At 43.4% G+C, this 26663-nt stretch carries 24 protein-coding genes and 1 other annotated feature; of the genes, 4 read left to right on the plus strand and 20 right to left on the minus strand.

From position 1 onward, the window contains the following. The first annotated feature begins 331 nt into the window (after positions 1-331). A complete protein-coding gene (locus JJQ88_RS04540) occupies positions 332-505 on the plus strand; it encodes a hypothetical protein (protein ID WP_210364555.1) in 174 nt (57 codons plus the stop codon). Between the two features lie 151 nt (positions 506-656). Here JJQ88_RS04540 and pepF read toward each other — a convergent pair whose 3' ends face one another. From pepF to JJQ88_RS04570, 6 genes are all read right to left on the minus strand, one after another. Beyond that, complete coding sequence (pepF, locus tag JJQ88_RS04545; protein ID WP_210364556.1) at positions 657-2474, minus strand: oligoendopeptidase F; 1818 nt, start codon at positions 2472-2474, stop codon at positions 657-659. A 139-nt stretch (positions 2475-2613) separates the two neighbouring features. Continuing rightward, positions 2614-3834, minus strand: a complete 1221-nt coding sequence (locus tag JJQ88_RS04550; protein WP_210364557.1) for a competence protein CoiA — start codon at positions 3832-3834, stop codon at positions 2614-2616. A 139-nt stretch (positions 3835-3973) separates the two neighbouring features. Then, entirely contained in the window at positions 3974-5485 is a 1512-nt protein-coding gene (gene cls, locus JJQ88_RS04555; protein WP_282597664.1) for a cardiolipin synthase, read from the minus strand. Positions 5486-5622: 137 nt separating this feature from the next. Beyond that, positions 5623-6294 (minus strand): adaptor protein MecA, encoded by a 672-nt coding sequence (gene mecA / locus JJQ88_RS04560; RefSeq protein WP_210364558.1) that lies wholly within the window; start codon positions 6292-6294, stop codon positions 5623-5625. Positions 6295-6614: 320 nt separating this feature from the next. Beyond that, a complete protein-coding gene (gene spxA / locus JJQ88_RS04565) occupies positions 6615-7010 on the minus strand; it encodes a transcriptional regulator SpxA (RefSeq protein WP_207498861.1) in 396 nt (131 codons plus the stop codon). Positions 7011-7446: 436 nt separating this feature from the next. Further along, on the minus strand, positions 7447-8016 hold the full coding sequence (locus JJQ88_RS04570; protein ID WP_210364559.1) for a GNAT family N-acetyltransferase: 570 nt from the start codon (positions 8014-8016) through the stop codon (positions 7447-7449). 204 nt (positions 8017-8220) lie between these two features. Here JJQ88_RS04570 and JJQ88_RS04575 point away from each other — a divergent pair, with 204 nt between their 5' ends. Then, a complete protein-coding gene (locus tag JJQ88_RS04575; RefSeq protein WP_210364560.1) occupies positions 8221-8403 on the plus strand; it encodes a hypothetical protein in 183 nt (60 codons plus the stop codon). Between the two features lie 123 nt (positions 8404-8526). On the opposite strand, the gene JJQ88_RS04580 is transcribed toward JJQ88_RS04575, so the two are convergent. The 6 genes from JJQ88_RS04580 to JJQ88_RS04605 form a co-directional block, all read right to left on the minus strand. Then, positions 8527-9678 (minus strand): putative glycoside hydrolase, encoded by a 1152-nt coding sequence (locus JJQ88_RS04580; RefSeq protein ID WP_210364783.1) that lies wholly within the window; start codon positions 9676-9678, stop codon positions 8527-8529. A gap of 341 nt (positions 9679-10019) precedes the next feature. Next, positions 10020-10961, minus strand: a complete 942-nt coding sequence (locus tag JJQ88_RS04585; RefSeq protein ID WP_210364561.1) for an ABC transporter ATP-binding protein — start codon at positions 10959-10961, stop codon at positions 10020-10022. Between the two features lie 23 nt (positions 10962-10984). Further along, a complete protein-coding gene (locus JJQ88_RS04590; RefSeq protein WP_210364562.1) occupies positions 10985-12019 on the minus strand; it encodes an ABC transporter ATP-binding protein in 1035 nt (344 codons plus the stop codon). A 15-nt stretch (positions 12020-12034) separates the two neighbouring features. Beyond that, a complete protein-coding gene (opp3C, locus tag JJQ88_RS04595; RefSeq protein WP_210364563.1) occupies positions 12035-13063 on the minus strand; it encodes an oligopeptide ABC transporter permease in 1029 nt (342 codons plus the stop codon). Further along, positions 13063-13992 (minus strand): oligopeptide ABC transporter permease, encoded by a 930-nt coding sequence (gene opp3b, locus JJQ88_RS04600; protein WP_210364564.1) that lies wholly within the window; start codon positions 13990-13992, stop codon positions 13063-13065. Before opp3b ends, opp3C begins: the two co-directional genes overlap by 1 nt. Positions 13993-14133: 141 nt before the next feature. Then, a complete protein-coding gene (locus JJQ88_RS04605; protein WP_210364565.1) occupies positions 14134-15825 on the minus strand; it encodes a peptide ABC transporter substrate-binding protein in 1692 nt (563 codons plus the stop codon). A 276-nt stretch (positions 15826-16101) separates the two neighbouring features. Here JJQ88_RS04605 and JJQ88_RS04610 point away from each other — a divergent pair, with 276 nt between their 5' ends. Further along, positions 16102-16467, plus strand: a complete 366-nt coding sequence (locus JJQ88_RS04610; protein WP_210364566.1) for a DUF3899 domain-containing protein — start codon at positions 16102-16104, stop codon at positions 16465-16467. Positions 16468-16526: 59 nt separating this feature from the next. Next, positions 16527-16752 (plus strand) — a binding site (T-box leader). Positions 16753-16814: 62 nt separating this feature from the next. Then, entirely contained in the window at positions 16815-17804 is a 990-nt protein-coding gene (trpS, locus tag JJQ88_RS04615; RefSeq protein ID WP_210364567.1) for a tryptophan--tRNA ligase, read from the plus strand. A gap of 34 nt (positions 17805-17838) precedes the next feature. Here trpS and JJQ88_RS04620 read toward each other — a convergent pair whose 3' ends face one another. The 8 genes from JJQ88_RS04620 to JJQ88_RS04655 all read right to left on the minus strand — a co-directional run bounded on the left by JJQ88_RS04620 (position 17839) and on the right by JJQ88_RS04655 (position 25686). Beyond that, positions 17839-18585 carry a YjbA family protein gene (locus tag JJQ88_RS04620; protein WP_210364568.1) on the minus strand — a complete coding sequence of 249 codons (747 nt, stop codon included), beginning with the start codon at positions 18583-18585 and terminating at the stop codon, positions 17839-17841. An 86-nt stretch (positions 18586-18671) separates the two neighbouring features. After that, positions 18672-18881 (minus strand): YuzI family membrane protein, encoded by a 210-nt coding sequence (locus JJQ88_RS04625; RefSeq protein WP_210364569.1) that lies wholly within the window; start codon positions 18879-18881, stop codon positions 18672-18674. A 358-nt stretch (positions 18882-19239) separates the two neighbouring features. Beyond that, complete coding sequence (gene opp4C, locus JJQ88_RS04630) at positions 19240-20148, minus strand: oligopeptide ABC transporter permease (RefSeq protein ID WP_210364570.1); 909 nt, start codon at positions 20146-20148, stop codon at positions 19240-19242. 11 nt (positions 20149-20159) lie between these two features. After that, positions 20160-21125 carry an oligopeptide ABC transporter permease gene (gene opp4B / locus JJQ88_RS04635; protein WP_210364571.1) on the minus strand — a complete coding sequence of 322 codons (966 nt, stop codon included), beginning with the start codon at positions 21123-21125 and terminating at the stop codon, positions 20160-20162. A gap of 33 nt (positions 21126-21158) precedes the next feature. Continuing rightward, the gene (opp4A, locus tag JJQ88_RS04640; protein ID WP_210364572.1) at positions 21159-22862 is read right to left on the minus strand and encodes an oligopeptide ABC transporter substrate-binding protein; all 1704 of its coding nucleotides are present in this window, start codon (positions 22860-22862) and stop codon (positions 21159-21161) included. Between the two features lie 43 nt (positions 22863-22905). Continuing rightward, positions 22906-23892: an ABC transporter ATP-binding protein gene (locus tag JJQ88_RS04645; RefSeq protein WP_210364573.1), complete on the minus strand. Its 987-nt coding sequence runs from the start codon at positions 23890-23892 to the stop codon at positions 22906-22908. Continuing rightward, positions 23892-24914, minus strand: a complete 1023-nt coding sequence (locus JJQ88_RS04650) for an ABC transporter ATP-binding protein (protein ID WP_210364574.1) — start codon at positions 24912-24914, stop codon at positions 23892-23894. Before JJQ88_RS04650 ends, JJQ88_RS04645 begins: the two co-directional genes overlap by 1 nt. A 166-nt stretch (positions 24915-25080) precedes the next feature. Further along, entirely contained in the window at positions 25081-25686 is a 606-nt protein-coding gene (locus JJQ88_RS04655) for a DUF2268 domain-containing putative Zn-dependent protease (protein WP_210364575.1), read from the minus strand. Positions 25687-26663: the final 977 nt, after the last annotated feature.

Consider the following 26663-nt stretch of genomic DNA (forward strand, 5'->3'; position numbering starts at 1 on the left):
AGCTGATGCCAGCTTTTTTATACAGGAATATTTGCGAATACAATAATAGGGATGACATATCCAGCCAGAAAACACGAGAAAGGCCCTGCAGCTCTCCAACGGCAGGGCCTTTCTCTCTATAATACGAACAAAGGGGATGGGAGAAATTTTTCACGGTCAAACAAAGGGGTATATGTTTGCTTGTGATCAACTTCACGCTCTAAATATACCATGCTCTCAAAGCCATCACAATATGTTTGTGTGTTATTTCACATTATTGTCAAATCTATTCATTTTTTTGTTATTCCCGCATACACTAGGAGCAAATCAATGTTAGGCGTGGTGGTTTTCCTTGGAAAAATTCATCCTGTTCCTGCTATCCCTGTTCATCTTGCTTTCGTTCATCGTACATATATGCGGGTTGATGCATATCATCCCTTTGTATGTCACATCCCCGCTCATGTTCCTTTCGCTGTTCAGCCTGCTTGTCTATCTAAACAGCCGTAGGAGTTTCAGAGGATTTTAATAACCGGCCGGAAACAGTTTTCCCGGCCGGGCAAACAGTTTTATCAGCAATTCTGTCTTGGACCTTGAAATTCCCTTCGATCAGGACAAGCTATCCATCCTGAAGGTGAAAGGACAACCTTTCTGCCAGAGGACTATCGCTCTTTTTCAAGTTATGACAGCAGTCCTTCCATTTCGTTCAATTTTTCCTCGAATACCTTAAATGCTTCTTCAATCGGCTTAGGGCTTGTCATATCGACTCCTGCTTTTTTCAATACTTCGATTGGATAATCAGAACTTCCCGCCTTCAGGAAATCGACATAGCGTTTAACCGCGGGCTCCCCCTCCTCAAGGATCTGCTTGCTGAGAGCTGTTGCCGCGCTGAAACCAGTCGCATACTGATAGACATAGTAATTGTAGTAGAAATGAGGGATCCTTGACCATTCCAAACCGATTTCTTCATCAATATCTATGTCCTCGGAGCCAAAATACTTTTTGTTCAGCTCATAGTAATCGGTTGTCAGCGATTCGGCTGTCAATGCTTCGTTATTCTGTGCTTTCTGGTGGATCAAATGCTCGAATTCAGCAAACATCGTCTGCCTGAAGACCGTTCCGCGGAAACCTTCAAGATAATGATTCAATAGGTAGAGACGCTCTTGTTCATCTTCAGTCGTTTTCAACATATAGTCATTCAGTAAAGCTTCATTGCACGTTGAAGCTACCTCGGCAACAAAAATCGAATAGCTGCCATAAGGGTATGGCTGGGTCTTACGTGTATAATAGCTGTGGACGGAATGCCCGAACTCATGGGCTAAAGTGAACAAGTTATTGACATTATCCTGCCAATTCATCAGGATGTAAGGATTTGTCCCATAAGCACCGGAAGAATATGCACCGCTGCGTTTGCCTTTGTTTTCTTGTACATCCACCCAACGGTTTTGGAACCCTTCCTTCAGGATATTGATATATTCTTCCCCCAATGGCTCCAGCCCTTTCAGGATGATTTCTTTTGCCTCTTGATACGAGATTTCCATCTTGACATTTTTGACAAGAGGCGTATAGAGATCATACATGTGGAGCTTGTCAACGCCAAGCACCTTGCGGCGGAGCTTTACATAACGGTGGAGCAGGTGAAGGTTTTTATTCACCGTGTCCACAAGATTTTCGTATACACTTTCAGGAATGTTATTGGCCGAAAGCGCTGCGTGGCGGGCAGAATCATACTTTCGTACCCGCGCATTGAAATTATCCTTCTTCACATTTCCGCTCAGTGTGCTTGCGAATGTATTGCGGAAACTGCCATAAGTCTTATAGACTGCCTGGAACGCCTCCTTCCGTACCCGGCGGTCCTCACTCTCAAGGAAGCGGATATACCGGCCATGGGTGATTTCAACTTCCTCCCCGTTTTCATCCTTGATTGACGGGAATTCAAGGTCTGCGTTATTCAGCATTCCAAAAGTGTTGGAAGGAGAGCTCATTACTTCTGATGCTTGTGCAAGCAGTGCCTCTTCCGTAGCAGATAGTACATGCGGTCGCTGAAGATTGATTTCTTCTAGTGCATGTCCATATAATTTCAATTCTTCTTTTTCATCCAAAAAACGTTTGATGTCCGCCTCATCAACCGCAAGGATTTCCGGAACGATGAATGCGAAGGAACTTGCAGCATGTGTATACAAGTTTTTAATCCTGTCATCCATTCCTTGATAGAATGAGTTGGCCGTGTCCTGGTCATATCTCATATGAGCGTAAGTGTACAGCCGTCCCAAGCGTTCAAGGATCTGGTCCTGCAATTGAAGCGCATTGTAAAGCTGGTCAGCGCTTCCCCCTAATTTCCCTTGGAATTCCTGGATTCCAGGAAGCATTCCCTTTACTTCCTCGAATTCTTTTTCCCACGCCTCATCATTAGCATAAATGTCTTCAAGCCTCCAAGTATCTTCAACCGCTACTTCACTTCTTGAAGGTAATTTCTTTACAGTATTCTGGTTCGACATAATGATCCTCCTTGCGACATTTCGATTTTCGAAGAACTTTTCTCCCACATTAAGCATTCGCTAATGACTTTTCAATTCCTTCTAATATGTCCAATTATAACGTAAAAGTCCCCATTTTATCTTAACCATTCTTTCGTTATCATTTCCCCCTTTCACTTGCAAGCTTATAGACTTCGCGGAAAGTTTTTTCTATTTTTTGGTAAAATCTGTCAACCTGCCGCATTTGTTCTTCTACCGTCAGCTGAACTGTTCTCTCTTCAATCATTTTTAATCGTTGAGGATTTATTTTCCTCAGGATGGAGAGTTCGGTAAGAAGCAGCAAGTATTCATCCAGCACATCCCCTCCATTTCCTCCTTGATGATTTGGAAGCTTCCGAAACCGGATTTGCTGCCTGTTGATCCGCTTCAAAAAGGCCGCGCGAATATCACTGTACTCGACCGATTCGCCTTTTTTCAAATATCGGAATACGTCCAGATAAAGATATGCCTGCCAGATTAAGGATGGTGTCTCGATATAAATACCGGAAAATAAAGGAAGTCCGATTTCAGGAGGAAGACTGTGGATGTTGAGGCGGTGCTCGTATAGCTCGCGGAGAAAGGGATCGCCATAAGCAGATGGGTATTTCATATATCTTGCCTTGAATCTTTGCAGTTCAGCCTTCCATTGTTTTAGAAATGGCTTTGACGGGAATGTTGGCATGATGAGGTGTCTGATGGAGGATTTACTGAGTGAACTAACTACGGGCGTGGCAATTGCCCTGCGTGAGGAGACCGGCAGAAGAGAATGCAGGTGGATGAATTGTTCAGTAATGGGGCAAAAGGCAGGAAACGTCCATGATCCATCGGTCCGGCGCAAGAAAAGATATAAAAATGGGCTAAGGGAAAAAGTATGCGCACCTGCTCGCTTGATAAGGCTGCCGGCAGCAATCCAAATAGGGATGTACCCATTTTCAAGGTATCGCACTGTCCTTTTGATGAAAAGCTCTTCAGGAATAACAGAACATTGGTATTCGAGAGCATATTTCTTTCCGTTCCAGCTGAAAGCTATATCAGGCTTCTGCCTGACCAATGGATCGAACTTTTCAAGTTCTGCGTCGATTCCCTGCTTGACGAGCCATTCAAACAACTTCAGCTTTCCTGATAAATGGTAATCCGACTCCCGTTCGTACTGGCTCTCGCAGCTGCTCCCCGCTTGGTGGGAAAAATGCCAGATCCGTTTGCTGCCAAGCTTCAAAATCACTTCTTCATTGCATTCCGGACAATAGAACTTCTCCTTGTTCCTGATGGCAGATAATTCCTCTTTTTTCCACCTTTCTGCAAGCGAGAGCTTTTCTCCCGATTTTCGGTTTGCAATAAGCACAATAACATGCGCCTCCTTTCCATTTTGAATATTCGCCTGCCATCCTGAAAATCCTCTTTACGAAAATCGGAATTTTTCCAATCAGCACTGAACCAGAAACAATCCATCGAAAAAAACGCCCGGTCTGGGCGTTCTTCCATTACAGCATCGGCGACAGCAGCCTTGATGTTGATTCAAGGACCCGATAGCCAAAATGCCTTTTATTAAATTCATCAAGGAGGATTTCCTTTGAAGCGAGCAGATCATTTTCGAATTCCATCACCAGCTCTTCCGTACTTGCTGTCTTATACAGGAAGGCATTGACCTCGAAGTTCAGGTGGAAGCTCCTCATATCCATGTTCGAGGTACCGATGGAAGCGAGTTTTCCATCGACAATGACGATTTTGCTGTGCATGAACCCTTTTTCATATTCGTATATTTTTACCCCTGCTTCAAGCAATTCCGGGAAATAGGATCGTGAAGCAAAAAAAACGATCCTTTTATCCGGACGCTGGGGAACGAGCAGCCTGACATCAAGTCCGCTTAGCGCAGCAATCTTGATGGCAGAAAATATATCTTCATCTGGTATGAAATAAGGAGAGGCGATCCAGACCGAATGGTCCGCAGATGAAATCATCGAGAAAAAGATGTTCTTGATGACACTCCATTCATTGTCCGGGCCACCGGCAATCATCTGGACACCTCCATGCGTATTTTCGATCAGAGGAGGCGACAAATATTCCGATGTCAGGAAACTCTGGTTCGTCATATAAAACCAATCCTGCAAGAAGATAAGCTGGAGGCTCCTGACCGCTTCGCCCCTGACCATCAAATGGGTGTCCCGCCAAAATCCAAAGCTTTTGTCCCTTCCCAAATACTCGTCTCCAATATTCAAGCCTCCAACAAAACCTGTCGATCCATCGATGACAACGATTTTCCTATGATTCCTGAAATTGAATTTGCTATTCAAAAACGGAAATGTCACCGGCCCGAATTCAACCATTTCGACCCCGGCCTTCGTTAAATCGGACACATATTTTTTTGACAGCTGCCAGGATCCCACTGAATCATACAGGAATCGAACCTTTACACCTTCCAGGGCCTTTTTGATCAATACGTCTTTAATTTCTTCCCCGATCAGGTCATCCCGTACAATATAGTATTCCATGTGGATATGATGATTTGCTTTCTTTAAATGTTCAAGAATATGGCTAAAAGTCTCTTCCCCATTCGTCAAAATCTTTGTCGTAGTTGAGAAAGAAATTGGGCTGTTGCCTAGTTTTTGTGCGAGTGTAAACAATCTCCGGTGATCGGCTTCCATCTCAAGCATCCTTGACTCATTTGCTTTCTCCGCTTCCCCCTCGATTTTAAGGAAAGTCTGTTTATCGAGGAAATACTTCTTCCTGAACATTTTCTCTTTGCGGTAATTGCGCCCGAATAGCAGATAAAAAATAAAGCCGATAAGAGGGAATCCTCCGAGCACGACCAGCCAGGTTAATGTCTGGGCCGGATGGCGGTTCTCAAGGAAGATGACAAAGCTGATGAAAATCACTGACAAAGTCATCAGGATACTGATATACCCCAGAAACCCGTCCTGCAGCTTTTCATTTAAGATATAATAGATTCCAGCCAGCAAAATGATAAACAACAACACACGTACGGTATTTCTCAACAGTCTTCACCTGAATTCTCTCTCTTATTTCCCCGCTGTTGCGGATTCATTGTTAATTTATACGTTTCTATATATGAAAAGGATTCATATATCATCATAGCAAAAAAGCCGACTTCATTTCTGAAATCGGCTCGCTGTTAAGCAAAATGTTTCTTTAGGACACTGAAGACATCTTCTCCGATGATCTTAATGCCATATTCTTCGAGGCGGTGGATCGTAACATTCGACTCCGTACCAAACTCGAGAAGGATACTTAAGATGTTATCGATTTCTTCTTCATCCTCGAACTCCTGCTCAGGAAACTCTATATATAAATAATACTTTTCTGAGAAACTGTACAAACTGGTTTTGATTTTATCGATCCCCGGCCTCTTTGAAAGGGCGATGACATCTTCAAAATCGTTGAATTGCAGCAGGAACTCAAGATCGTCATCAAAAGCTGGATCATTTTCCTGTACTCCATTTGAATTGAACTGATGGTCAAGCAGCTCCTCGATTCTCTCATCGACTGGGAGATCCTTGGCTTTGTCACCAGGGATCGGAAGCTCGAATTTTGGTCCATCCTTGGATAAATGGGCTTTGGTTACCAGGATTTCCAGACCTTTTTCAAGCGCCTGTACCTGAATCCATAAAGGGCCTTCAACTGCAAACTCTTCTTCCTGGTGGACCTCATCCATCATTTCCCAGAAGAGTTCTTCGCTGCGGTCGCGGTTGTACCAGATTTCTTCCCGATCGAATCCGCGTTCCTCTATGTCCAAATAGGAAATATAAAACTTGACCGTATTTTCATTAATACGTTCGATTTCCATTCTCTTCTCTCCCTTCCAGGCAAAGATTTGAAGGGACAAAATACCCCCATGAAAGCTTCTTCATTTTTCATTTACCCTAAATGAATAACTCAGGATCCCTTTGTTTTTATTTAGGGAAGATGAATAAGACTAACGATCTTGTACTTTTATTTTATGTCATCTTAATCCTTTTGGGAAATAAAATGAATACCCATTTTCAGAAAAGGCTCGTACAAAGATACAATGCATGTATTTTATACATCTTATCAGAAATATACCGGGATTTCAATTTCCCGGGCACACAAAAAAACTCCCCATTATGAAAAACAGGGAGCTTTGAATCAGTTAACCAGTCTTTGTGCTTCTCTCAGCTGGAAAGTACGTACTTTCCTTGGCAGGAAACGGCGGATTTCATCTTCATTATAGCCAACCTGCAGACGCTTTTCATCAATGATAATGGGGCGGCGGAGCAGGCCAGGATTTTCTTTGATCAGCTCGAACAATTCCTGGAGGGGCATCGTTTCAAGATTGACATCAAGCTTTTGGAATGTCTTTGAACGGGTAGAAATGATTTCATCGGTCCCATCCTCTGTCATTCGAAGGATTTCCTTTATTTCATCGATCGATAGCGGCTCTGAGAAAATATTTCTTTCAGTGTATGGAATTTCATGTTCTTCAAGCCATGATTTTGCTTTTCTGCATGAAGTACAACTTGGTGAAGTGTATAAAGTGACCATTGGTTATTCACACTCCCTATAGATTTACTTATATATTATTTGCTCCGATCCTGACGGCTTTTTCTTAAATAATAATAAGTATAATTTTATAATTCATATTATTTATTATACACTAATCAAAAAAGAAAGGTAACCTTTTTTTTAGAAATATTCCTGGGATGTATGTAAGCTTTTTTTACTCTCACTTAATATAACGAACAAAATCCAAAAAAGTTTCATTGATTTAAGAATTTTTCATCGCCTTTCTTGCACTATCTTTATAAACATTCGTGTTATTATCTTTCATTTTGTCCGTTCACAAGCCCAAAATCCTAATTTAATTATATTTACCCGGCAGGAAACAGTTTAAAACCTTTTTTTTAAAAAAAACTTATTCTCATTTATGACATGAAAATGAAAACGCAATCATGCTACTATGCATGATTGCGTTTGATCTTTACAACTTCTCGAGTAAATCATCCCGTTCATCTTCTAATGTGAGAACTTCATCGACATGCTGGTATGACTCCCCGTAAAAGGTTTTATCTTTATATGTGTGGATCATCTCATATGTTTTTCTCATGGCATCATAAACCATTTCTTCTGAAGCATTTCCTGGGGCCCAATAGAGAATTTCCATTTCATTTATTTCTTTTGTGGCCAATGACCTCCTGCGATAACCGACTGTCCGCGCATGCTCAAATCCTTCACGTTTATAAAAACGAAGCCGTTTTTCGGTATCGGAGTCTTCATAGTTAACCGGTTCGACTTCCAGGATGATCGGCTTCCCCTTTGCTTTGAGCTTCTCGATCAGCTTATGGCCTAACCCCTGCCCTCTTGTCTCTTTTGCTACAAACAAATAATCGATGAAGACGAAGTCCTCCAATTCAACATACATTAACACATGGCCCGGCCCTTCATCTTTGTGGTAAATTTCTGGCCTTTCCTTCAGGAGGGTCTCCATATGTTCTCTAGATTTCATCTCCTCAATCGGGAAATACTGATTCAATTTTTCATACCAATGCATTGCTTATCTCCTTTTACTTTATTTCCAGCATGATAAGCACCCAACTTTTTCAATATAATCATGATCTGGGAGTGTTTCTCCTATATTTTCTTGATAAAGCCCTTTCAATACATCGACAATTCTTTTAGAATAAAGGAGAAGGGGATCATGAAATTATATTACACAACTCATTCAGTTGATTGTGAAAAAAGGTGGAGGTTTATCATGGGTGGTTACATAATGGATTTAACCTTGGTTGCTGGACTTATTATTGGAATTACCGCAACAATCGGTGTCTTGATGAACGGTGTTGGCATTAAATTCTTCGGTGGCAAAAACCGATCAGAATTTTCGGACCAATCAGCCAGGCTTCAGACAGGCTGGAAGAATGTTGGCGGCAAAAAATAATCCCACTTTTTATTTTACCTCATCTTGTTGCCAATAAACCACTAATTTGAAAACAGCCTGAAATGAATGAACTTCATTTCAGGCTGTTTCTTTCCATCTAGAAACGGCAGCTGTCATGTATAATTATGGGGTGTAATCAACATTCCGGGTATAGCGGTTGCTGGCATTCCACAAGAGAAATTCCTTTATTCCATTGTCATTAAGCGCTTTAATCTGGGCTTCCACTTCCTTTTTCCCATAAACGCGATAATTTCCACTACCAAGCCACGATGCCGTAAAATCCTGAAGCCAAGGCCGGGAGATTGGAGGAGTCTTTAGGTCATCCAGCTTTTTCTTTTCGAGTTTGGCATATTGCTCTACTAGCCTATATGGTTCCATATCAGGTTTGGCTATTCCGAAATAGGAGCCCCAGTGACTTGGATAAATCATGGAGGAGATCACATCCACATGTTCTGAGATCTTCGAAAAGTTCTGGCCTATACCTGGCGCTTCCGGCAATGTGGCAGTATACCCGAAAATATCGACTGATACCTTCACATCATAAGGTCTTAATTTTTCCCTAGCATATGCGACAAACTCCGTTACGGCCTTGACCCGTTTCTGGACATTATCCATTTTTACATCATGATATTCTCCTGTTGAATATGCCAAAGAGGCATCCCTGTTTTCAAATCCTTCGGGAAAGCGTACATAATCGAACTGGATTTCCTTGAATCCCATCTTTGCTGCTTCAATCGCAATTGAAACATTATAGTCCCACACATCCTTGACGAATGGATTGACGAAGGACTCCCCCCTGCCATTTTTCCAAACCTGGTTTCCGTCTTTGAATGACCATTCCGGCTTCTTCTTGGCAAGGGCTGAATCTTTAAAGACGACGACCCTGGCGATCGGATAGATTTTCTTTTCTTCGAGTGTTTTCAACATTTTCCGCGGATTCTTAATATGCGCCTTTCCTATGTCCCTGAAAGGTGAATCCTTATCCGGCATGTATGTAAGGTAGCCATGGTCCTCTTTTATATCGATGACCATCGAATTAAGCTCGGTCTCATCCACGAGCTTGACAAGACTGTTGAATTTTTCACCACCTGCTGAGTTTCCAGTTACGTAGATCCCTCTGACTGCATCGGGATATTCAAAGTTCAAACCTGAATTGAATTTAAACCTCGGTATTTCTGAAGGTACCTTCCGCACTAGTGATTCATGTGCCCGCTCTGGCATGGAATCTGCCGGCGATTGTTCTTCTGCTGCTGAAATCACAGGCAGCCAATTCATGAAAGATGTTGCCAAAATAGCTGCTGCTGCGATTTTTTTTATGTGTGCCAACCTATCTCTCCTTTCTGAAATCCTACCATCTTTTAGTATAAATGAAACAGTGGTTCGTATCTATGAAACTATTTTACCCACTTTCTTAGCTTTTAGTTGCCGAATAATGGTTTTCCTAATGGAATATATTCCCTGTTAAGGATTGTTTTGTTTGGCGGCTATGTTGATTGATGCGCACCTTCCCTTCCAAGTCACCTATTCTTCATAACATTCATCAGCTGTTTTATACCTATGTAAACTTTTTGGGGAATAAATAAAAAAAACGATCTCCAGTAAAGAGATCGTTGGGTTTATTTAGCAAGTTGCTGCTGGTATTGTTTCATTTCTTTCTCTGAGCAATAGACGAAATGGCCAGGCGCTACTTCACGCATTGTCACTTCTTCATTATCAGCATATCCATGCATGTTAGGATCATACGTTTTCCTCCGTCGAGTACGCTCAGATTCTGGATCCGGGAGCGGAATCGCTGATAATAGTGATTGAGTGTATGGATGAAGCGGGTTTTTATACAGATCATCAGCAGATGCCAGTTCTACTAGCTTGCCGAAATACATGACACCAATCCGATCACTTATATATTTTACCATTGAGAGGTCATGGGCAATAAACAAATATGTTAACCCTTTTTCACGCTGAAGCTTCTTCATCAGGTTGACAACCTGGGCCTGAATCGAAACATCAAGTGCTGAAATCGGTTCATCTGCAATAATAAATTCTGGCTGCACGGCAAGTGCGCGGGCAATCCCGATACGCTGCCTCTGTCCGCCAGAGAATTCGTGCGGATAGCGGTTGGCATGCTCTCTGTTTAAGCCAACTGTTTCAAGCAAATGATATACCCGTTCCATTCTTTCTTTGCTGTTCTTTGCAAGTCCATGGATATCGATTCCCTCTGCAATCACATCTGCCACCTTCATGCGGGGATTCAGGGAGGCATATGGGTCCTGGAAAATCATTTGCATGCTTCGATTGAATTTTTTTAATTCCTTCTTGCTCTTTTTGCCATGTACATTTTCGCCCTTGAAGTAGACTTCCCCATCTGTTGCATCATAAAGGCGAATGATCGTTCTCCCTGTTGTTGACTTCCCACAGCCAGATTCACCAACAAGTCCCAATGTCTCCCCTTTATATATATCGAAGGACACACCATCAATAGCCTTTACTTCATTCGGTTTTCCCATATTGAAGTATTGCTTCAAGTTTTTGATTTCGAGAAGCTTTTCTCTCTTTTCCATTAAAACAGTCCCCCCCATATTGGTTATTTCATTCCCTGGAACTTGCGCATTCTGCTCTTGACAGCTTCCGGCGGTTCAACCTTTGGTGCATCCGGATGCAAAAGCCAGGTAGCAGCGTAATGAGTATCAGAAACCTTGAACATTGGAGGCTGTTCTTCTAAATCGATTTGCATTGCATATTCGTTCCTTGGTGCGAAAGCATCTCCCTTGGGAGGATGCAATAAATTCGGCGGAGTTCCCGGAATCGCGTAAAGCTCTTCTTCTCTTGTATCCAGGCTCGGCATCGAACTGATCAATCCCCATGTATACGGGTGCTGTGGATTATAGAAAACTTCATCAACCGTGCCAATTTCAACGATTTTTCCACCGTACATGACTGCGACGCGGTCAGCTACGTTCGCCACCACACCGAGATCGTGCGTAATGAAAATGATTGAAGTATCGATTTTATTTTGCAAATCCTTCATCAATTCAAGAATTTGCGCCTGGATTGTCACGTCCAGTGCAGTTGTAGGCTCATCGGCAATCAAGATTTTCGGATTACACGCAAGCGCAATGGCAATGACAACCCTCTGCCTCATTCCACCAGAGAACTGATGAGGATATTGATTGATTCTTTGTTCCGGTTTAGGTATCCCAACCAGCTTGAGCAATTGCAAAGAACGTTCCTTAGCAGCGGACTTGCTCATGTTCTGGTGCTTGATCAGCGGCTCCATGATTTGTTTGCCAACTGTCATGGTCGGATTCAATGAAGTCATTGGATCCTGGAAAATCATCGAGATATCTTTCCCGCGGATTTTTTGCATTTGTCTGTCCGTCAGTTTCGTCAAATCCTTGCCATCAAAAAGGATATGCCCCTTCTTTATTTCCGAGTTGCCAGGAGGGAGCAATCTCATGATCGCTTTGGTAGTTACAGACTTTCCTGATCCAGATTCCCCAACAATAGCAAGAGTTTCCCCTTTTTTCAATTCGAAATCAACGCCTCGTATCGCTTGAACTTCCCCTGCGAAGGTATGGAAGGAGATGTTTAAATCTTTGACCTCTAATATATTTTCCATCGTATTCACCTGCCCTTAATCACGCATTTTCGGATCCAGCGCATCACGCAATCCGTCTGCCAGCATATTGAAAGTGATCATGATTAAACTGATGACAATCGCTGGTGCTATCATCTCATGTGGGTGTAACCTCAGGACTTTGAAGCCTTCATCGATCAAAGTACCCAAAGATGCCAATGGGTCCTGCAGCCCAAGGCCAATGAAACTTAGGAATGCTTCAAAGAAAATAGCATTCGGGATCGTAAACATCGTGTTGATGATAATGACACCCGCAAGGTTAGGAAGCAAATGCTTCGCAATGATTTTCATATTGGAATTGCCCAAAGTTTTTGAAGCAAGCACGAATTCCTGTTCTTTCAGCTTCAGGACCTGGGCACGAACAACACGGGCCATACCGACCCAGCCAGTTATCGTTAGCGCGACAGTTATTGATATGATCCCTGGCTTCAGAACAAGGATCATCAAAATCACTACAATCATTGTCGGGATACCGACCAGAACTTCTGTGATCCTTTGCATCACATTGTCCAGGCGACCGCCAAAATATCCAGAAATTGCCCCATAAGCAACACCAATAATCATATCGATGACTGCCGCAAGCAAAGCGATATATAAAGAGATTTGCGTACCTTTCCAAACGCGTGTGAACAAGTCACGTCCAAGCGCGTCTGTACCAAACCAATAATATTCATCAACTTTCTTCTGCTCATAAATATTGATTTCTTTTCCGGCCTTGTTTACCTTAGTGCCGTCAAATGGCAGCCAACTGATATTCTCGAGTCCCTGGACCCTTGGCGGAAGATTATTATGCCTTACGTTTTGTGTATCGAATTCCTTGCCGCTAATCAATGGGCCGACAAAAGCCATGATGACAATGAACCCCATCACAATCAAGCTTACTAACGCCCCTTTATTCTTGCGGACGCGCATCCAGGCGTCCTGCCAAAAGGTTAAGCTAGGCTTGTTGATTTCTTCGCTTTTAGCCGAATCGATGACTGCCGGCCTAAAACGATCCTTTGAAATTTTCGCTTCCATTTCAGCCATTACTTATTCCCTCCTGACAGCCTGATGCGTGGATCGATGATGCCATATAGAATGTCAACCACAAGGATGATGACAACAAATAAAAACGCAAATAGGATGGTTGTTCCCATGATTACAGGGTAATCATTTACCGTAATGGATTTTACGAATTGTTCACCAAGACCTGGAATCGCAAAAATTTTCTCAATAACAAGTGAACCGGTCATCAGTGAAATCGCAAGCGGTCCAAGCACTGTCACAAGGGGAATCAAGGCATTTCTCATTGCATGCTTGAAGGCAATTTCAAAGAAGCTTGCCCCCTTCGCCTTCGCAAGGAGTATATAATCGGAACTCAATACCTCGATCATTTCGGTCCTCATAAAACGGGCCGCAATTGCAATTGGGAACATCGATAATGCGATCGTAGGGAGAACTGTGTACTCCGGTCCTTTCCAGAATAATACCGGGAACCATCCTAGCTTGACACCTACGAAGTATTGCAGCAAACCTGCAAAAACGAAGTTCGGGATCGATTTTCCCAACACTGCAATGAATGTTGAACCATAATCCACCCAGGTATTCTGCCTTAAAGCCGCAAACACTCCGAGTACAAGTCCAATCAATGATCCCAGCACCATCGCCTGGGCACCAAGCTGGGCAGATGGACCCAAACGCTTGAACATCAATTCGCTAACAGGTGTGTTATTGAATTGGAAAGATATTCCCAGATCACCTTTAAGCAAGTTGCCAATATATTTAGCGTACTGCACTGGAACAGGCTGGTCCAGGCCGTATTTAGCCTTCATGATCGCTAATTGGGAAGGTGGCAATTTAGCTGCGCTGGCAAAAGGCGTACCCGGGATGATTTTCATTAAGAAAAAAGTCAGGGACGCGATGATGAAAAGGGTTAAAAACATATAAAGAAACCTTTTTAGCAGGTATTTTCCCATATGTGTGCACCTCCTATATTATTTCAATTTTCCCTATTGTTCGACAAATCCCATACAGGGAAAAAGAGAGTATACCTAAATATACTCTCTTTTCTCTCCTCAGAATCATGAAACTCTGAAATAAGAAACGTTAATAATCTATTATTCGCCTTCGATTGTTACCCACTGGAATGAATAGTCAGGTCCATAGTTATAGATCGCAAGACCTTTAACCTTAGGGTTAAGAAGGATATTAGCCGCGCGCTGGTAAACAGGTGCCAGACCGAAGTCCTCCTCAAGCATGATTCTTTCTGCTTCCTGCTGAGCTTCCCAGTTTGCTTTTTCGTCAGTAGCAAGTTCTCCTTGCGCTTTCTTGATCAGCTCATCATATTTTGGATTAGTATAACCCATTCTGTTGCTTCCGCCGTTTGTGATCCAAAGGTCCGTGAATGATAACGCGTTACCATAGTCTGGGCCCCAGCCGGCAAACTGCAGATCATAATCCATAGCGTTGTCACGCTCCAGGCGTACTGCGAAAGGAACACTTTCAAGCTTAACAGTCAAGCCAGGAAGGTTCTTTTCAAGCTGGTTCTTGATGTAAGCGTCTGTTTTCTTCGCTGCTTCAGTGTCGCCACCAAGGTAACGAATCTCAAGCTTATCTACACCAAGTTCCTTAAGTCCAGTTTCCCATGCTTTCTTCGCTGCATCAGCATCGAATTTGATCAGGTCACCGTTCTTTTCACGGAAATCTTCACCGTCGAGTTTAACGAAATCTTTTGGTACGAAATAGTTAGCAGCGACAGATCCATTGTTCAGGATGCTCGCAGCAAGGTCTTCTTTGTTGAAGCCCTGGGCGATAGCTGCACGGATGTTCTTATTGGCAAGCGCTTCGCTCTTCTGGTTCATCTTGATCCAGAATACAGTTGGCTCTAACCAGCTAACCATGCGGTCGTCACCTTCGTACTGAGGAACGATATCAGAAGAAAGCAATCCTGTCATATCAGTTTCATCAGCTTCGAATGCGTTGACAGCAGAGTTTGAATCTTTAACAACGTTAACAGTGATCTTTTCAAGTTTTACTTTATCAGCATTATAGTAGTTTTCGTTCTTTTCAAGGACCCACTCAGTCGCATCAGTGCCTTCCCACTTTGTCATCTTGAATGGTCCGTTGTAAAGTAAGTTTTCAGCACTGCTGGCGAAAGCATCGCCTTTTTCTTTATAGAACTTTTCGTTCTGCGGATAGAATGTTGGGAAAGCGAACAGGTCTTCCCAATATACAACCGGCTTTTCAAGAGTTACTTTGAGCGTTTTGTCGTCAACAGCTTCAACACCTAACTCATTTACATCGTAAGGCTTCTTGTCAGCTGCCGCCTGGGTGATTTTCTCAGCGTTCTTGATCTTTCCGCCCATCATGTAAGGGCCATATGGAGAAGCAGTTTCAGGATCGATTGCGCGCTTCCAGGCAAACACGAAGTCGTGCGCTGTTACAGGGTCACCGTTGGACCACTTGGAGTCACGAAGTTTGAAAGTATAGACAGTCTTGTCTTCGCTGATTTCAGGCTTGCCATCGGCGAGAGCAGGTACAGGCTTGTGGTCCTGGTCAAGACGATATAGGCCTTCACCCACGTTGTTTATGTAAGTGAAGCTTGTGGATCCTTCAGCTAGGACGGTGTCCATCGTTGGGATTTCAGAAGAATCAAGCATTCTTAATTCTTGTGGTACATCAGATTTTCCTTCATTGTCACCCTTAGCTCCATCCTTGTCTTTTCCTCCGTCCCCGCCGCTGCAAGCAGACAGGAAAAGAGAGAATACTAGAGTTAGAACTAAAAGCAATGAAAATTTTGACTTTTTCAATTGTTTGCCCCCTCTTTTTTGTTGTTTTCTGAAAACTTTTTACATTCACTATTATACATATTGGGAAAAAAAAGTTCAATATTTTTCGGATAAAAAATTAACATGTTTGAAACAATGGTAATAATTATCTTGCCCAAGTTGTGATATAATGATGACTTATAAGCATTTCTTCGCTTTTTAGCAACACTCTTTAATCGTAAAATGGAATGGAAGTGCTGCTTTGATTTTGAAGAAATAGCTTTCATAAAATAACTTTTCAAGGGTGAAAAGAAGACGATGGACAAAAGAAAATTAACAGTTTTTTACGGTTTCTTTGGGTCACAGCTTGCCGTTCTGGCACTCTCTTTGCTCTATTATGAAAAAATATCACTGCTTTCCTATGTAAATATTTCCTTTTACATTTCAAGTGCACTGATTTTCACCTACTTGCTCGTGATTACGGTGAACTCAGGATTTTTTGACGCGATGTCCTACTCTTTCCGTGCTGTTTTCACTGCTTCTGAAAAAAACGGGAAGAAAAAATCAATCCATGAAATGACCCCGCTTTCGGCAATGGTCACATTCAACCCGCACCCGATCGCCGTTATCGGTGCGGCAAACTTCTCGCTCATGCTAGCAGGGCTGTATTTCTATTATCTATAATATCCTGCAGGTTGCTTAATATGGGGAAATTCTTTATAATTTTGGTAATATGATCGTGATTAAAGGCTATGATGAAGAGTAGTACATTTGTTGATGGCTTTCCAGAGAGTTTGTGGGTGGTGGGAACAAACAGCCAGGCATTTGGAATGGACTTTTGAGCCCCTGTTTCGAACATCAGTAGATTCAGGCGTAACCCTGCGTTAAAGGAATCCATGCTTGATTGCATGGGCAGAGTGACTCTTCATTGAGTAATTAGGGTGGCAACACGGACCATTCGTCCCTACTTTTAGTTGGGATGGGTGGTCTTTTTTATATTTCTTAAGTTATAAGTTATAGGAGGCGTTTTTATGCAAACCATTTTTTCCGGCATCCAGCCAAGCGGAACCATCACGCTTGGGAATTATATTGGTGCAATGAGGCAGTTTACGGAACTGCAGGATGAATACAATTGCTATTTTTGCATCGTTGATCAGCATGCGATTACTGTCCCTCAGGACCGGCTTCAGCTGCGCAAAAACATCCAAAGCCTGGCAGCTTTATATATCGCGTCGGGCATTGACCCTGAAAAGGTAACATTGTTCATACAATCCGAAGTCCCTGCACACGCCCAGGCCGGATGGATGCTGCAATGTGTTGCTTATATCGGGGAGCTTGAACGGATGACTCAATTCAAAGACAAGTCTGCGGGCAAGGAGGGTGTTGTTGCCGGGCTCTTAACCTATCCACCATTGATGGCAGCGGATATCCTGCTGTACAGCACTGATCTTGTACCGGTTGGCGAAGATCAGAAGCAGCATTTGGAATTGACGAGGGACTTGGCAGAGCGCTTCAATAAAAAATACAATGATATATTCACCATACCTGATGTAAGGATCGCCAAAGTTGGCTCACGGATCATGTCACTCCAGGACCCATTGAAAAAGATGAGCAAATCTGATCCAAACAGCAAGGCTTTCATTTCCTTGCTTGATGAGCCTAAGCAAATCGAAAAGAAGATCAAAAGCGCTGTGACCGATTCTGAGGGCATCGTCAAATACGATAAAGAGAATAAGCCGGGGGTTTCAAACCTGCTTTCAATCTATTCAATTTTATCAGGCAAGTCGATTGCTGACATCGAGAAATTATATAATGGAAAAGGATATGGAGATTTTAAGAGTGACCTGGCACAGGTTGTCATTGATGTTATTTCGCCAATCCAGAAAAAATACCATGAGTTGGTCGATTCCCCTGAGCTGGACGAAATTCTTGATCACGGTGCTGAAAAAGCGAACCGTGTGGCCAGCAAGATGCTCGGAAAAATGGAAAATGCGATGGGGCTCGGGCGCAAACGCCGATAGCCACATAAAAAAGGAGCTGATGATGTCAGCTCCTTTAATTTACTTTTGGCCCATGTTCGATTTCCCACAGTTTTTCAAAGAACGCCTGGCCTTTTATCAAGTTTTCACAGAACTGCTCATGCTTTCTTGACCATCCGAATTTTGTCTCATCGAAAAGCTGGAGCCAAACCTGCTCAAAGCTAAGCTGCTGGATTTCTTCATACAATTCCGGCTTCCATTCCGTGAACCAATAGCGGACCTCTGCTGCATTTTTCGACGATCTCAGCTGGTCCATCGCCATGAACAGCAACTGCTTCAATTGCCTTTCCTTGCGCGTCAATCCTCTCATCAGGTCGGGCGATGGCGACAGGATATGGAAACCCTTCAGTCCGCTCTGATCATTGAATTTGTAGTGAATCACTTCCTGACTTTCCATCATCTCGTATACCAGCTGCTCCTGCCGGGGAATCAATCTGCTTTTTCGGATTGGAATATTATACCCGATTGTATCTACTGCGAGAATGCCGAATCCGTCCGAGACGACAAAGCAATAGTCAAGCTGGGTTCGTTCATGGTTCTTCCGCAAGTATGCCTTTCGGTAAATATCATCGAGAAGTTGCTGTGGCAGCTCCGCCAGATCGTTTTCGATATAATTGAATAGAAGATGGTCAATTTTCAGCAGTGGGACTTGATCCAAAAGTTCAACTCCGTCTTCTTTCCGCCATTCATGGAAGTGGCAAACATTATAACCATTCTCTTCACCCTCAAACCAATTCACCCAGACATCATGAAGATACAACATGAATTCTAACCCCTCACTTCAAGAAACTATTTGTCCATCAGTATGGGCAGTGGTTAGTAAAATTATTCCTGCATTGGAAGATCGATTCATTCTTTCTTTTGCGGAAAATAAATGCTGATCCAGATCAGTGCCAATCCACCAGGAAGGAGATAACATTCCATTTTCTTAGAGATGAACAGTAAATATTCCCTCGCCCCATAACCGGCAGTAATCATGTTTAAATATGCTATCATGCTGATTCCGCCAGAGACAGCCAGTCCAAAGCCAATAAGCAAGATGAACAGTCTAAAAATCATGAGAGCATCTCTTTTCTGTTCACGACGGTCACCTCGGCCTGTCCATTTATTAAATATATATGAAAGAAAGCGGTTAAAAAGTACAGGCAGCAAGGAAATTGGCTTTCTACTGAAACTGATGATCCTGATAGTTTCATGCTTATTAGCATGAAACATCCTAGCACTCTGAAAAAGTTTCCTTGGTCCCTTTGTTTGATCGTAACGGAGTTGGGAAATATTTAGGCTAGTTCCGTTCTTATTCTTTTGGAAAACTCTCCTGATAGGTTTGATCCTCAAATTTCTGTCATAAGTGTTTTGATCGCTCTTAAAAGAATCCTAAAGAAATAAAAAAAAAACCTACCTTTGTGTGGTAGATTTTTTAACGGCGTGACCTTGGGTTCAATGCGTCCTTCAATCCCTCACCTACGAAGTTGATCGAGAGGATTGTCAGGGTGATGGCAAGGGCAGGCGGAATCCAGATCCATGGTTTTCCTTGCAATACATCTGGTTCGTTCGCGAATGCCAGCATGTTGCCCCAGCTTGGAATCTCGGCCGGCACACCGAATCCAAGGAAACTCAATCCAGTTTCTGCGACAATCATCGATGCAAACAAGATTGTCGCCTGTACAATGATGGTCGAGAGTACGTTCGGCAACAAATGCTTGACGATGACCTTGATTGGGGAGCATCCGATTGAAATGGCAGCAAGGATGTACTCATTCTCCTTTTCAGCGAGGATTTTGCTTCGGACAATCCTCGCAACCCCGCCCCAGCTCAGGAGGCTGATCACCATGATGAGGATGACCAAACCGTTCACCCTTCCGTTGAAAATCGCAGACAAAACGATAACGAATACGAGGAATGGGAAGTTCAGGACAAAGTCAGTGAACCTCATCAACATGCTGTCAACGAATCCCCCGAAATAACCGGCAATCGAACCGACAATCGTTCCGAACAAAATGACGAAAAGTGTACAGCTCAATCCTACAAGCAAGGAGACCCTTCCTCCGTAAAGAAGTCTCGTGAATACGTCTCGACCGTTCTTATCCGTTCCCAGCCAATGGTCTGCTGAAGGCTTCAATGACATATCCATGATATTGATTTTAGTTATGTCTATTGTTGTGATATAGGGAGCCAGAAATGATAACAGGCTGACGAAGATCAAAAAGATCAAGCTTGTCATTGCCAATTTGTTCTTGAGGAACTTCCTGCGGGCGATGGCCCAAGGAGACAAGCCTTTTTCCGGCTTAAGGTTTATCTGTGTATTTTTTGCTGTCGAGATTTCCATAACCTTCCTCCTTAATCAAGCCTGATCCTTGGATCAACGATGCCGTATAGTACGTCAGCAACCAGGTTCCCGATAAGCGTCAGGAACGAGAACATCAACGTCAGTGTCATCAAGACAGGATAATCCCTTTGTGTAACTGAATTCAGGAACAGCTGGCCTATTCCCGGATAGGTAAAAATTGTTTCTGTAATGATTGCGCCGCTGATAAGGGCGACGATATCAAAGCCTAGAAATGTGATCAAAGGAATGATCGAATTCCGCAGAATATGCTTGTTGTAGATCTTGCTCTCTGGTGTCCCTTTTGCCCTTGCTGTCCGGACATAATCCTTGCGGCTGTTTTCTATAATGTCATTACGCAAAAATTGCGTATAGCTTGCAGTGCTCAATAAACCTAAAACCAGTGCTGGCAGGAAAACGTGGTGGATCCTGCTGAACCAGTAAGCGGCCGAACCTTCCTGGACGGAAATATCAACCGACCCGTTCGAAGGGAACCAGCCTAAGTTGAATGAGAAGAAATAAATGGCGAACACCCCTGCAACAAATGATGGCAGCGCAAGCCCTATATAGTTTGCTGTACCGATCACATTATCACCTAGTGTATATGGCTTCCTTCCTGCATATATCCCCATGATGAAAGCCATTACGTATGTTATCAAAATACTTGAGAACCCGAGGAAGAGAGTATTCGGTAATCTTTCAGCGATAATTTCGCTTGCCGGGATCCGGTAACGGGTTGATTTCCCGAAGTCTCCCTGGAGAAAATTCGTGATCCATGTAAAGTATTGTACGTGAACTGGGTCATTGTAACCAAGCTTCTCCCGCATCTCTTCTATGTATGTCGGGTCCGTATTGTTCGGATCGATTTCTCCGCTTAGTGAATCCCCTGGCATAAGCTTTGCCAGGGAAAACACTACAACAGAGATAAGGAAAAGCATAGGAATCATGCCGAGTATGCGTCGTAAACTGTATTTAAGCATATGCATTCTCCTTAACTGAATGGGTGGCGCCGTTTATTGCTTGATCCACCACTCATGAGGATAAATCTCTTGGGAAACATCTAGTTTAACACCTTGAACACGCTTGTTGATTGCCATGACCTCTTCCAATTCTGCGATAGGAAGTGCAGGGACTTCTTCGTTGAAGATCTTCTGCCAGTCAGCGTATAGCTGCTTGCGCTTTTCAACATCAGTACCTACCACATCGATATCAACAGCATCTTGCAAAAGCTTTTCAGCATCATCATTTACCCAGCGTGGATAGTTCCATACTGACTCAACACCCCATAGTGGAAGTGGGTCTGGATCTGTACCAGTTCCCCAGCCGCCATAGAAAACTTCAAGCGATGGGTCATCTTTTTCAAGCTGATCATAATATAGATTAACATCTGTCATCTGAAGCTCAGACTTCAAGCCAACTTCTTCCCAATATTGAGTCAGAGCTTTAGCACGCGCTTCGAAAGTTGGGTTTCCTGTAGCATAGTGAGAGAACTTGACAGTGAATTTCTTACCGTTTGGATCCTCGCGGAAGCCATCTCCATCTTTATCCTTATATCCTGCTTTATCAAGGATTTCCTTCGCTTTTTCAGGATCGTGTTCATACTGGACCGGCATGTCTTTGTTGTCTGCGGCAATCCAGTGTGATGTCGGGATCGGGCGGTTCAATGGCTTTCCTAGTCCACTGAAGAATGCCTTTACCCAAGCTTCGCGGTCGATTGCATACAGCATCGCCTGGCGAAGTTCTTTGTTTTGGTATTTCTCAATGTTCATAACGTTCTTCTTGCCATCGTATTTACCTAATTTGAATCCTACATAGTAGTATGATAGGCCAGGATACCTTACAACATCAACGTTATCCAAAGCTTCGATTTCCGGAAGGACTGTAGGGTGGAATGGAGTCATATCGACTGTTCCATTTTTTAATTCTCCAGTCGTCAACGAGCTGTCGATCACTTTAATAACAATCTTATCGAGGTGTGGTTTTCCTTTCCAGTAATCATCGTTCCTAACAAGTTCTACTGACTCGCCAGGTATAACCTTTGTTACCTTGAATGGGCCAGTTCCAACAGGCTTAGTGCGGACTTGCTCAGATGCAGCCATTTCTTTTGGATCGATTCCTTCGAATTCCTTACGGGAAAGAGGATATGCCCACACGTTTTCAAGGTTGTTTACACGCGCTTTATCAAACGTAATTTTCAATGTATAGTCATCAACGACTTCAAGGCCGGAAATCTTGTCCGCTTTCTTTTCGTTGAATTCCTTTACGCCCTGGATCGTATTGACATTGGACCAACGCTGGTGCTCGCCGCCAAGCTTCGCGATTGTTTCAATAGCGAATACCCAGTCATGGACAGTCAGTTCCTCGCCGTTGTGCCACTTAACACCTTTTTCAAACGTAAAGGTGAACACCTTGTTATCATCTGTTTTCCAGCTGGCGATATTTGGCTTTGCCTTCAGGTTCTCATCATAATCAATAAGTGAATCATCAAAAAACTGGATAATATCATCGTCACCATCTGCATCATAGAAATTCCAGTTCAATAGTCCCTTAAACTCGGAATCAAGAGCGTAGGTTAGCGTACCGCCGTCCTGCGGCTCTCCAGCAGCTGAGTCTTTTCCGTCACTTGAAGATTTCTTTGATTCGTTCCCGCTGCAGGCAGCAAGGAATGTTGATAAAACCAGTACAAGCATGGCAAGCCAAAGCAAAGGTTTCTTCATTTTTTTTCCCCCATTTTATTTGTATTTGCTTAAAAAATTTGCCCTAGTAAAGGTGGCAGGCAACCTGATGTCCCGGCTTCACCTCCTTTAAGGCAGGCTTTGTCTGTGAACATTCAGCCATCGCGGCCGGACAGCGCGGATGGAATGGGCATCCTGTTGGAGGATTCAATGGGCTTGGCACATCTCCCTCCAGGACGATCCTTTCTTTTTTCCTGCGCGGATCAGGCATTGGAATCGCTGAAATCAAAGCCTTGGTATATGGGTGGAGCGGCTCAGCATATATGCTGTTGCGATCCGCGATCTCAACGATATTGCCGAGGTACATAACACCAATCCGGTCACTCATATGCTTAACGACACTTAAGTCATGTGCAATGAATAAGAAGGTTAAGTCAAATTCTTTCTGAAGTTCTTTTAATAGATTGAGAACCTGTGACTGGACGGAAACATCCAGCGCTGAAACAGGCTCATCGGCGATGATCAGCTTCGGCCTCAGAGCTAGTGCCCGTGCGATGCCGATCCGCTGTCTCTGTCCACCGGAAAATTCATGCGCGTACTTATAGTAAGCATCTTCCGGAAGTCCGACTTTAGTAAGCAAGTCCATCACTTCATCTTTCAGGTCCTTGGTGTTCACCCTTTTAAAATTCCTGATTGGTTCGGAAACGATGTCCCCCACCATTTGCATCGGGTTCAATGAAGCATAAGGATCCTGGAAAACCATCTGGATGTCTTGGCGGATCGCCTGCAGGGTTTTGCCTTGAAGCTTTGTAATATCCTTTCCTTCAAAAAGGATTTCTCCGTCCGTTGCGTTCAGGAGACGGATGATGGTCCTTCCGGTTGTTGATTTCCCGCAGCCCGACTCGCCCACAAGTCCCAGTGTCTCCCCCTTCTTGATTTCGAAAGTGATATCATCGACCGCTTTGACATTCCCGATTGTCCGACGGAAAAATCCGCCTTTCACAGGATAGTAGGTTTTGAGATTCCTGATCTCCAGTAAATTCTCTGTATTTTTTAATGTTGAATTGCCCATTATGCCTTGACCCCTTCTTTTGGCATACTTGCTTCATATAGAAGGCACGCCACATCATGTCCATTTTCGACTTCGCCGAGAATCGGGGTGACTTTCATACACTCCGGCATCGCTTTTGGACAGCGATTGGCAAATCTGCAGCCGGTTGCCGGCATGTTCTTAAGCGAGGGTACAATCCCCTTGATCGAGCTTAGTTCTTCTTTCTCTTCATCCATCTTCGGAATGGCGCCCATCATCAATTTCGTATAGGGATGTTTCGGATTGTAGAAAAGCGTTTCGACGTCTGCCCGCTCCACAATCCTCCCCGCGTACATGACGATTACTTCATCGCACATCTCCGCCACTACTCCGAGGTCATGGGTGATCAGGATGATGGACATATCGTTCACTTCCTGGATGCTCTTGAGCAATTCAAGAATTTGCGCCTGAACCGTTACATCAAGTGCGGTTGTTGGTTCATCTGCGATCAGCAGCTTAGGCTGGTTGGCGATCGCCATTGCGATCATAACCCTTTGCCTCATTCCGCCAGACAACTGATGCGGGTATTCATCGACGATTTTTTCAGGACGTGAGATGCCGACGCTTTTCAATAAGGCAATGCTCTTTTGCCTGGCTTCGGCCTTAGAAATATCCGTATGGTTGAACAGTACCTCCTGAAGCTGGAATCCGATTGTGAATACCGGGTTCATCGATGTCATCGGTTCCTGGAAAATCATCGAAATATCCTTGCCGCGGATTTTGTTCATCTCTTTGTCAGTCATCTTCTCAAGATGAGCTCCTTCAAAAAGGATTTCACCAGCTCTCACCTTGCCGATACCTTTCGGAAGCAGTTGCATGACAGACAGGCTCATGACGGATTTACCGCAGCCGGATTCGCCAACAATCCCGACGATTTGCCTGGGAAAAACTTTGAAACTGACTTTATCAACAGCGTTATAGTATTCCCCATCAATCAAAAAAGCCGTTTCCAGGTTTTTCACTTCCAGTAAAGGTGAATCTTTATGTATAGAATAATTGTCCATTCATACACCTTCTTAATTGTAATTATTAAATATTCTGGGAATTCTTAATATTTTACTAAAATGTTATTACAAATTTATTACAATTGCAACACCTTTTTTTCAATTGGGAAATTTCTGAATAGGAAAATATAACAAAAAACCCTGGAAATCCGGGGTTTTTTATCAGTTAAAATTTCAGGTCTTTTATAAATTGTTCAGAAGGCATTTGAAACGAAGCTTTTTCAGAAAAATTTTCCTGCTGTTGATATTGGGTGATAATTTCATAGCCCATTGCATATCCTAATAGTTTGGGCCTTCCTCCTAAACCAAACAAAAGTCTGTCATGCAATGGATTTTCTCTTCTCATGGACAAATTCCCTGAAAAATACCTTTTCCAGTATCCGCCCAACTCCTTCTTCGTGAACCTTTTGCTCCATTCACCTGTATACGCTTCCCCGCAGTGCCGTGCAACAGCGTGTTCAGCCAACCCTTCGAGGATGATTGAATCAAGCAGCGTATAATCCTCCACTCTTTTTTTCTGGCCATTCATTCGGCAGACGTGATGGTATTCATGGACGAACAGCGCTTCCAATTTCTTCTCGTCGTCCATCGGTGTCAAGAATAGAAATAGCTTATCCTTGAAGGACACCCCTGACTTGCCTTTTCCCTCTTTCATTAACCCAATATTCGTATGATCCATCGGAAAAATGAAGATAGGTATTTTTGGCCCCTTCCACGCTTTTTTATATTTTTGATAGATTGCTTGTGTTTTCTCCCATATCCTCTGAGCCATCAATTCCTCAAAAATGCCTTTGCTAGTGGCTCCCGGCTTGTAAATCCCGAACTTTGATAAATAATGATAAATTTCAACAGGATTGTCTGTTCCTTCAAAATAAGCAAGGAGTCTTTTGGAAATTTGCCTTGGATTGCTTATATCTGCCTTAAGCCATTCATCTGTTCTGATTACCCCATCAGTTCCCCTCCTCCATCTCTCATATTTTATGAAACTTGAAGGAGATCGTTCATAGATTAAAAAAATTTACTAACAGCAAGTTTGTAATCGGTTTTCAATGCCTTAAAAGAAACAGCCTGCCTGATTTTTCAAGCAGACAAAAATTGAGAGCCTTTGAGGCTCTCAATTTTTTGTTAGTTCCCTATTCACATCAACGAAGTGTGCCCTAATGGGCGCTATCTAACCTCGTTCGTTCTCTTTTTGCCAGTCCAAAAACCCTTTTGGGCACGATTTGAAGTTAGACTAAAAAACGGACATGTAAAATTGGACACAGATCTGATCCAATTCGTTTCGTTTTCGCCCATGTTATTATACGATTTGTATATACAAGTTAAACGCCAGACTCCTCAGGGGAGCACGGTTGGGATCGAAAGGCGACTTTGCGGTACCTTTCGGCTCTCACGGGAGACGATTTGGGCACGAGAAGACCTCTTGCGGTACCTTTCGGCTCTCACGGGAACCCGTTTGGGATCGAAAGACGACTTTGCGGTACCTTTTGGCTCTCACGGTAGACGATTTGGGCACGAGAAGACCTCTTGCGTTACCTTTTGGCCCTCACGGGAACCCGATTGGGATCGAAAGACGACTTTGCGGTACCTTTCGGCCCTCACGATAGACGATTTGGGCACGAGAAGACCTCTTGCGTTACCTTTCGGCTTCCCAGGGAACCCGATTGGGATCGAAAGACGACTTTGCGGTACCTTTCGGCCCTCACGATAGACGATTTGGGCACGAGAAGACCTCTTGCGTTACCTTTT

The sequence above is a fragment of the Bacillus sp. REN3 genome, from assembly GCF_017912555.1.
GTDB lineage: Bacteria > Bacillota > Bacilli > Bacillales > Cytobacillaceae > Mesobacillus.

What these genes read in the sequence shown, in the direction of transcription:
- JJQ88_RS04585 (WP_210364561.1), bottom strand. Translation starts at nt 10,961, where the DNA reads ATGGAAAAGAGAGAAAAGCTTCTCGAAATCAAAAACTTGAAGCAATAC.
- JJQ88_RS04625 (WP_210364569.1), bottom strand. Translation starts at nt 18,881, where the DNA reads ATGATTTTTAGACTGTTCATCTTGCTTATTGGCTTTGGACTGGCTGTC.
- JJQ88_RS04580 (WP_210364783.1), bottom strand. Translation starts at nt 9,678, where the DNA reads ATGAATTGGCTGCCTGTGATTTCAGCAGCAGAAGAACAATCGCCGGCA.
- opp4C (WP_210364570.1), bottom strand. Translation starts at nt 20,148, where the DNA reads ATGGAAATCTCGACAGCAAAAAATACACAGATAAACCTTAAGCCGGAA.
- opp4A (WP_210364572.1), bottom strand. Translation starts at nt 22,862, where the DNA reads ATGAAGAAACCTTTGCTTTGGCTTGCCATGCTTGTACTGGTTTTATCA.
- pepF (WP_210364556.1), bottom strand. Translation starts at nt 2,474, where the DNA reads ATGTCGAACCAGAATACTGTAAAGAAATTACCTTCAAGAAGTGAAGTA.
- opp4B (WP_210364571.1), bottom strand. Translation starts at nt 21,125, where the DNA reads ATGCTTAAATACAGTTTACGACGCATACTCGGCATGATTCCTATGCTT.
- trpS (WP_210364567.1), top strand. Translation starts at nt 16,815, where the DNA reads ATGCAAACCATTTTTTCCGGCATCCAGCCAAGCGGAACCATCACGCTT.
- spxA (WP_207498861.1), bottom strand. Translation starts at nt 7,010, where the DNA reads ATGGTCACTTTATACACTTCACCAAGTTGTACTTCATGCAGAAAAGCA.
- JJQ88_RS04610 (WP_210364566.1), top strand. Translation starts at nt 16,102, where the DNA reads ATGGACAAAAGAAAATTAACAGTTTTTTACGGTTTCTTTGGGTCACAG.
- JJQ88_RS04575 (WP_210364560.1), top strand. Translation starts at nt 8,221, where the DNA reads ATGGGTGGTTACATAATGGATTTAACCTTGGTTGCTGGACTTATTATT.
- JJQ88_RS04570 (WP_210364559.1), bottom strand. Translation starts at nt 8,016, where the DNA reads ATGCATTGGTATGAAAAATTGAATCAGTATTTCCCGATTGAGGAGATG.
- JJQ88_RS04620 (WP_210364568.1), bottom strand. Translation starts at nt 18,585, where the DNA reads ATGTTGTATCTTCATGATGTCTGGGTGAATTGGTTTGAGGGTGAAGAG.
- JJQ88_RS04645 (WP_210364573.1), bottom strand. Translation starts at nt 23,892, where the DNA reads ATGGGCAATTCAACATTAAAAAATACAGAGAATTTACTGGAGATCAGG.
- JJQ88_RS04650 (WP_210364574.1), bottom strand. Translation starts at nt 24,914, where the DNA reads ATGGACAATTATTCTATACATAAAGATTCACCTTTACTGGAAGTGAAA.
- opp3b (WP_210364564.1), bottom strand. Translation starts at nt 13,992, where the DNA reads ATGGGAAAATACCTGCTAAAAAGGTTTCTTTATATGTTTTTAACCCTT.
- mecA (WP_210364558.1), bottom strand. Translation starts at nt 6,294, where the DNA reads ATGGAAATCGAACGTATTAATGAAAATACGGTCAAGTTTTATATTTCC.
- opp3C (WP_210364563.1), bottom strand. Translation starts at nt 13,063, where the DNA reads ATGGCTGAAATGGAAGCGAAAATTTCAAAGGATCGTTTTAGGCCGGCA.
- JJQ88_RS04590 (WP_210364562.1), bottom strand. Translation starts at nt 12,019, where the DNA reads ATGGAAAATATATTAGAGGTCAAAGATTTAAACATCTCCTTCCATACC.
- JJQ88_RS04655 (WP_210364575.1), bottom strand. Translation starts at nt 25,686, where the DNA reads ATGGCTCAGAGGATATGGGAGAAAACACAAGCAATCTATCAAAAATAT.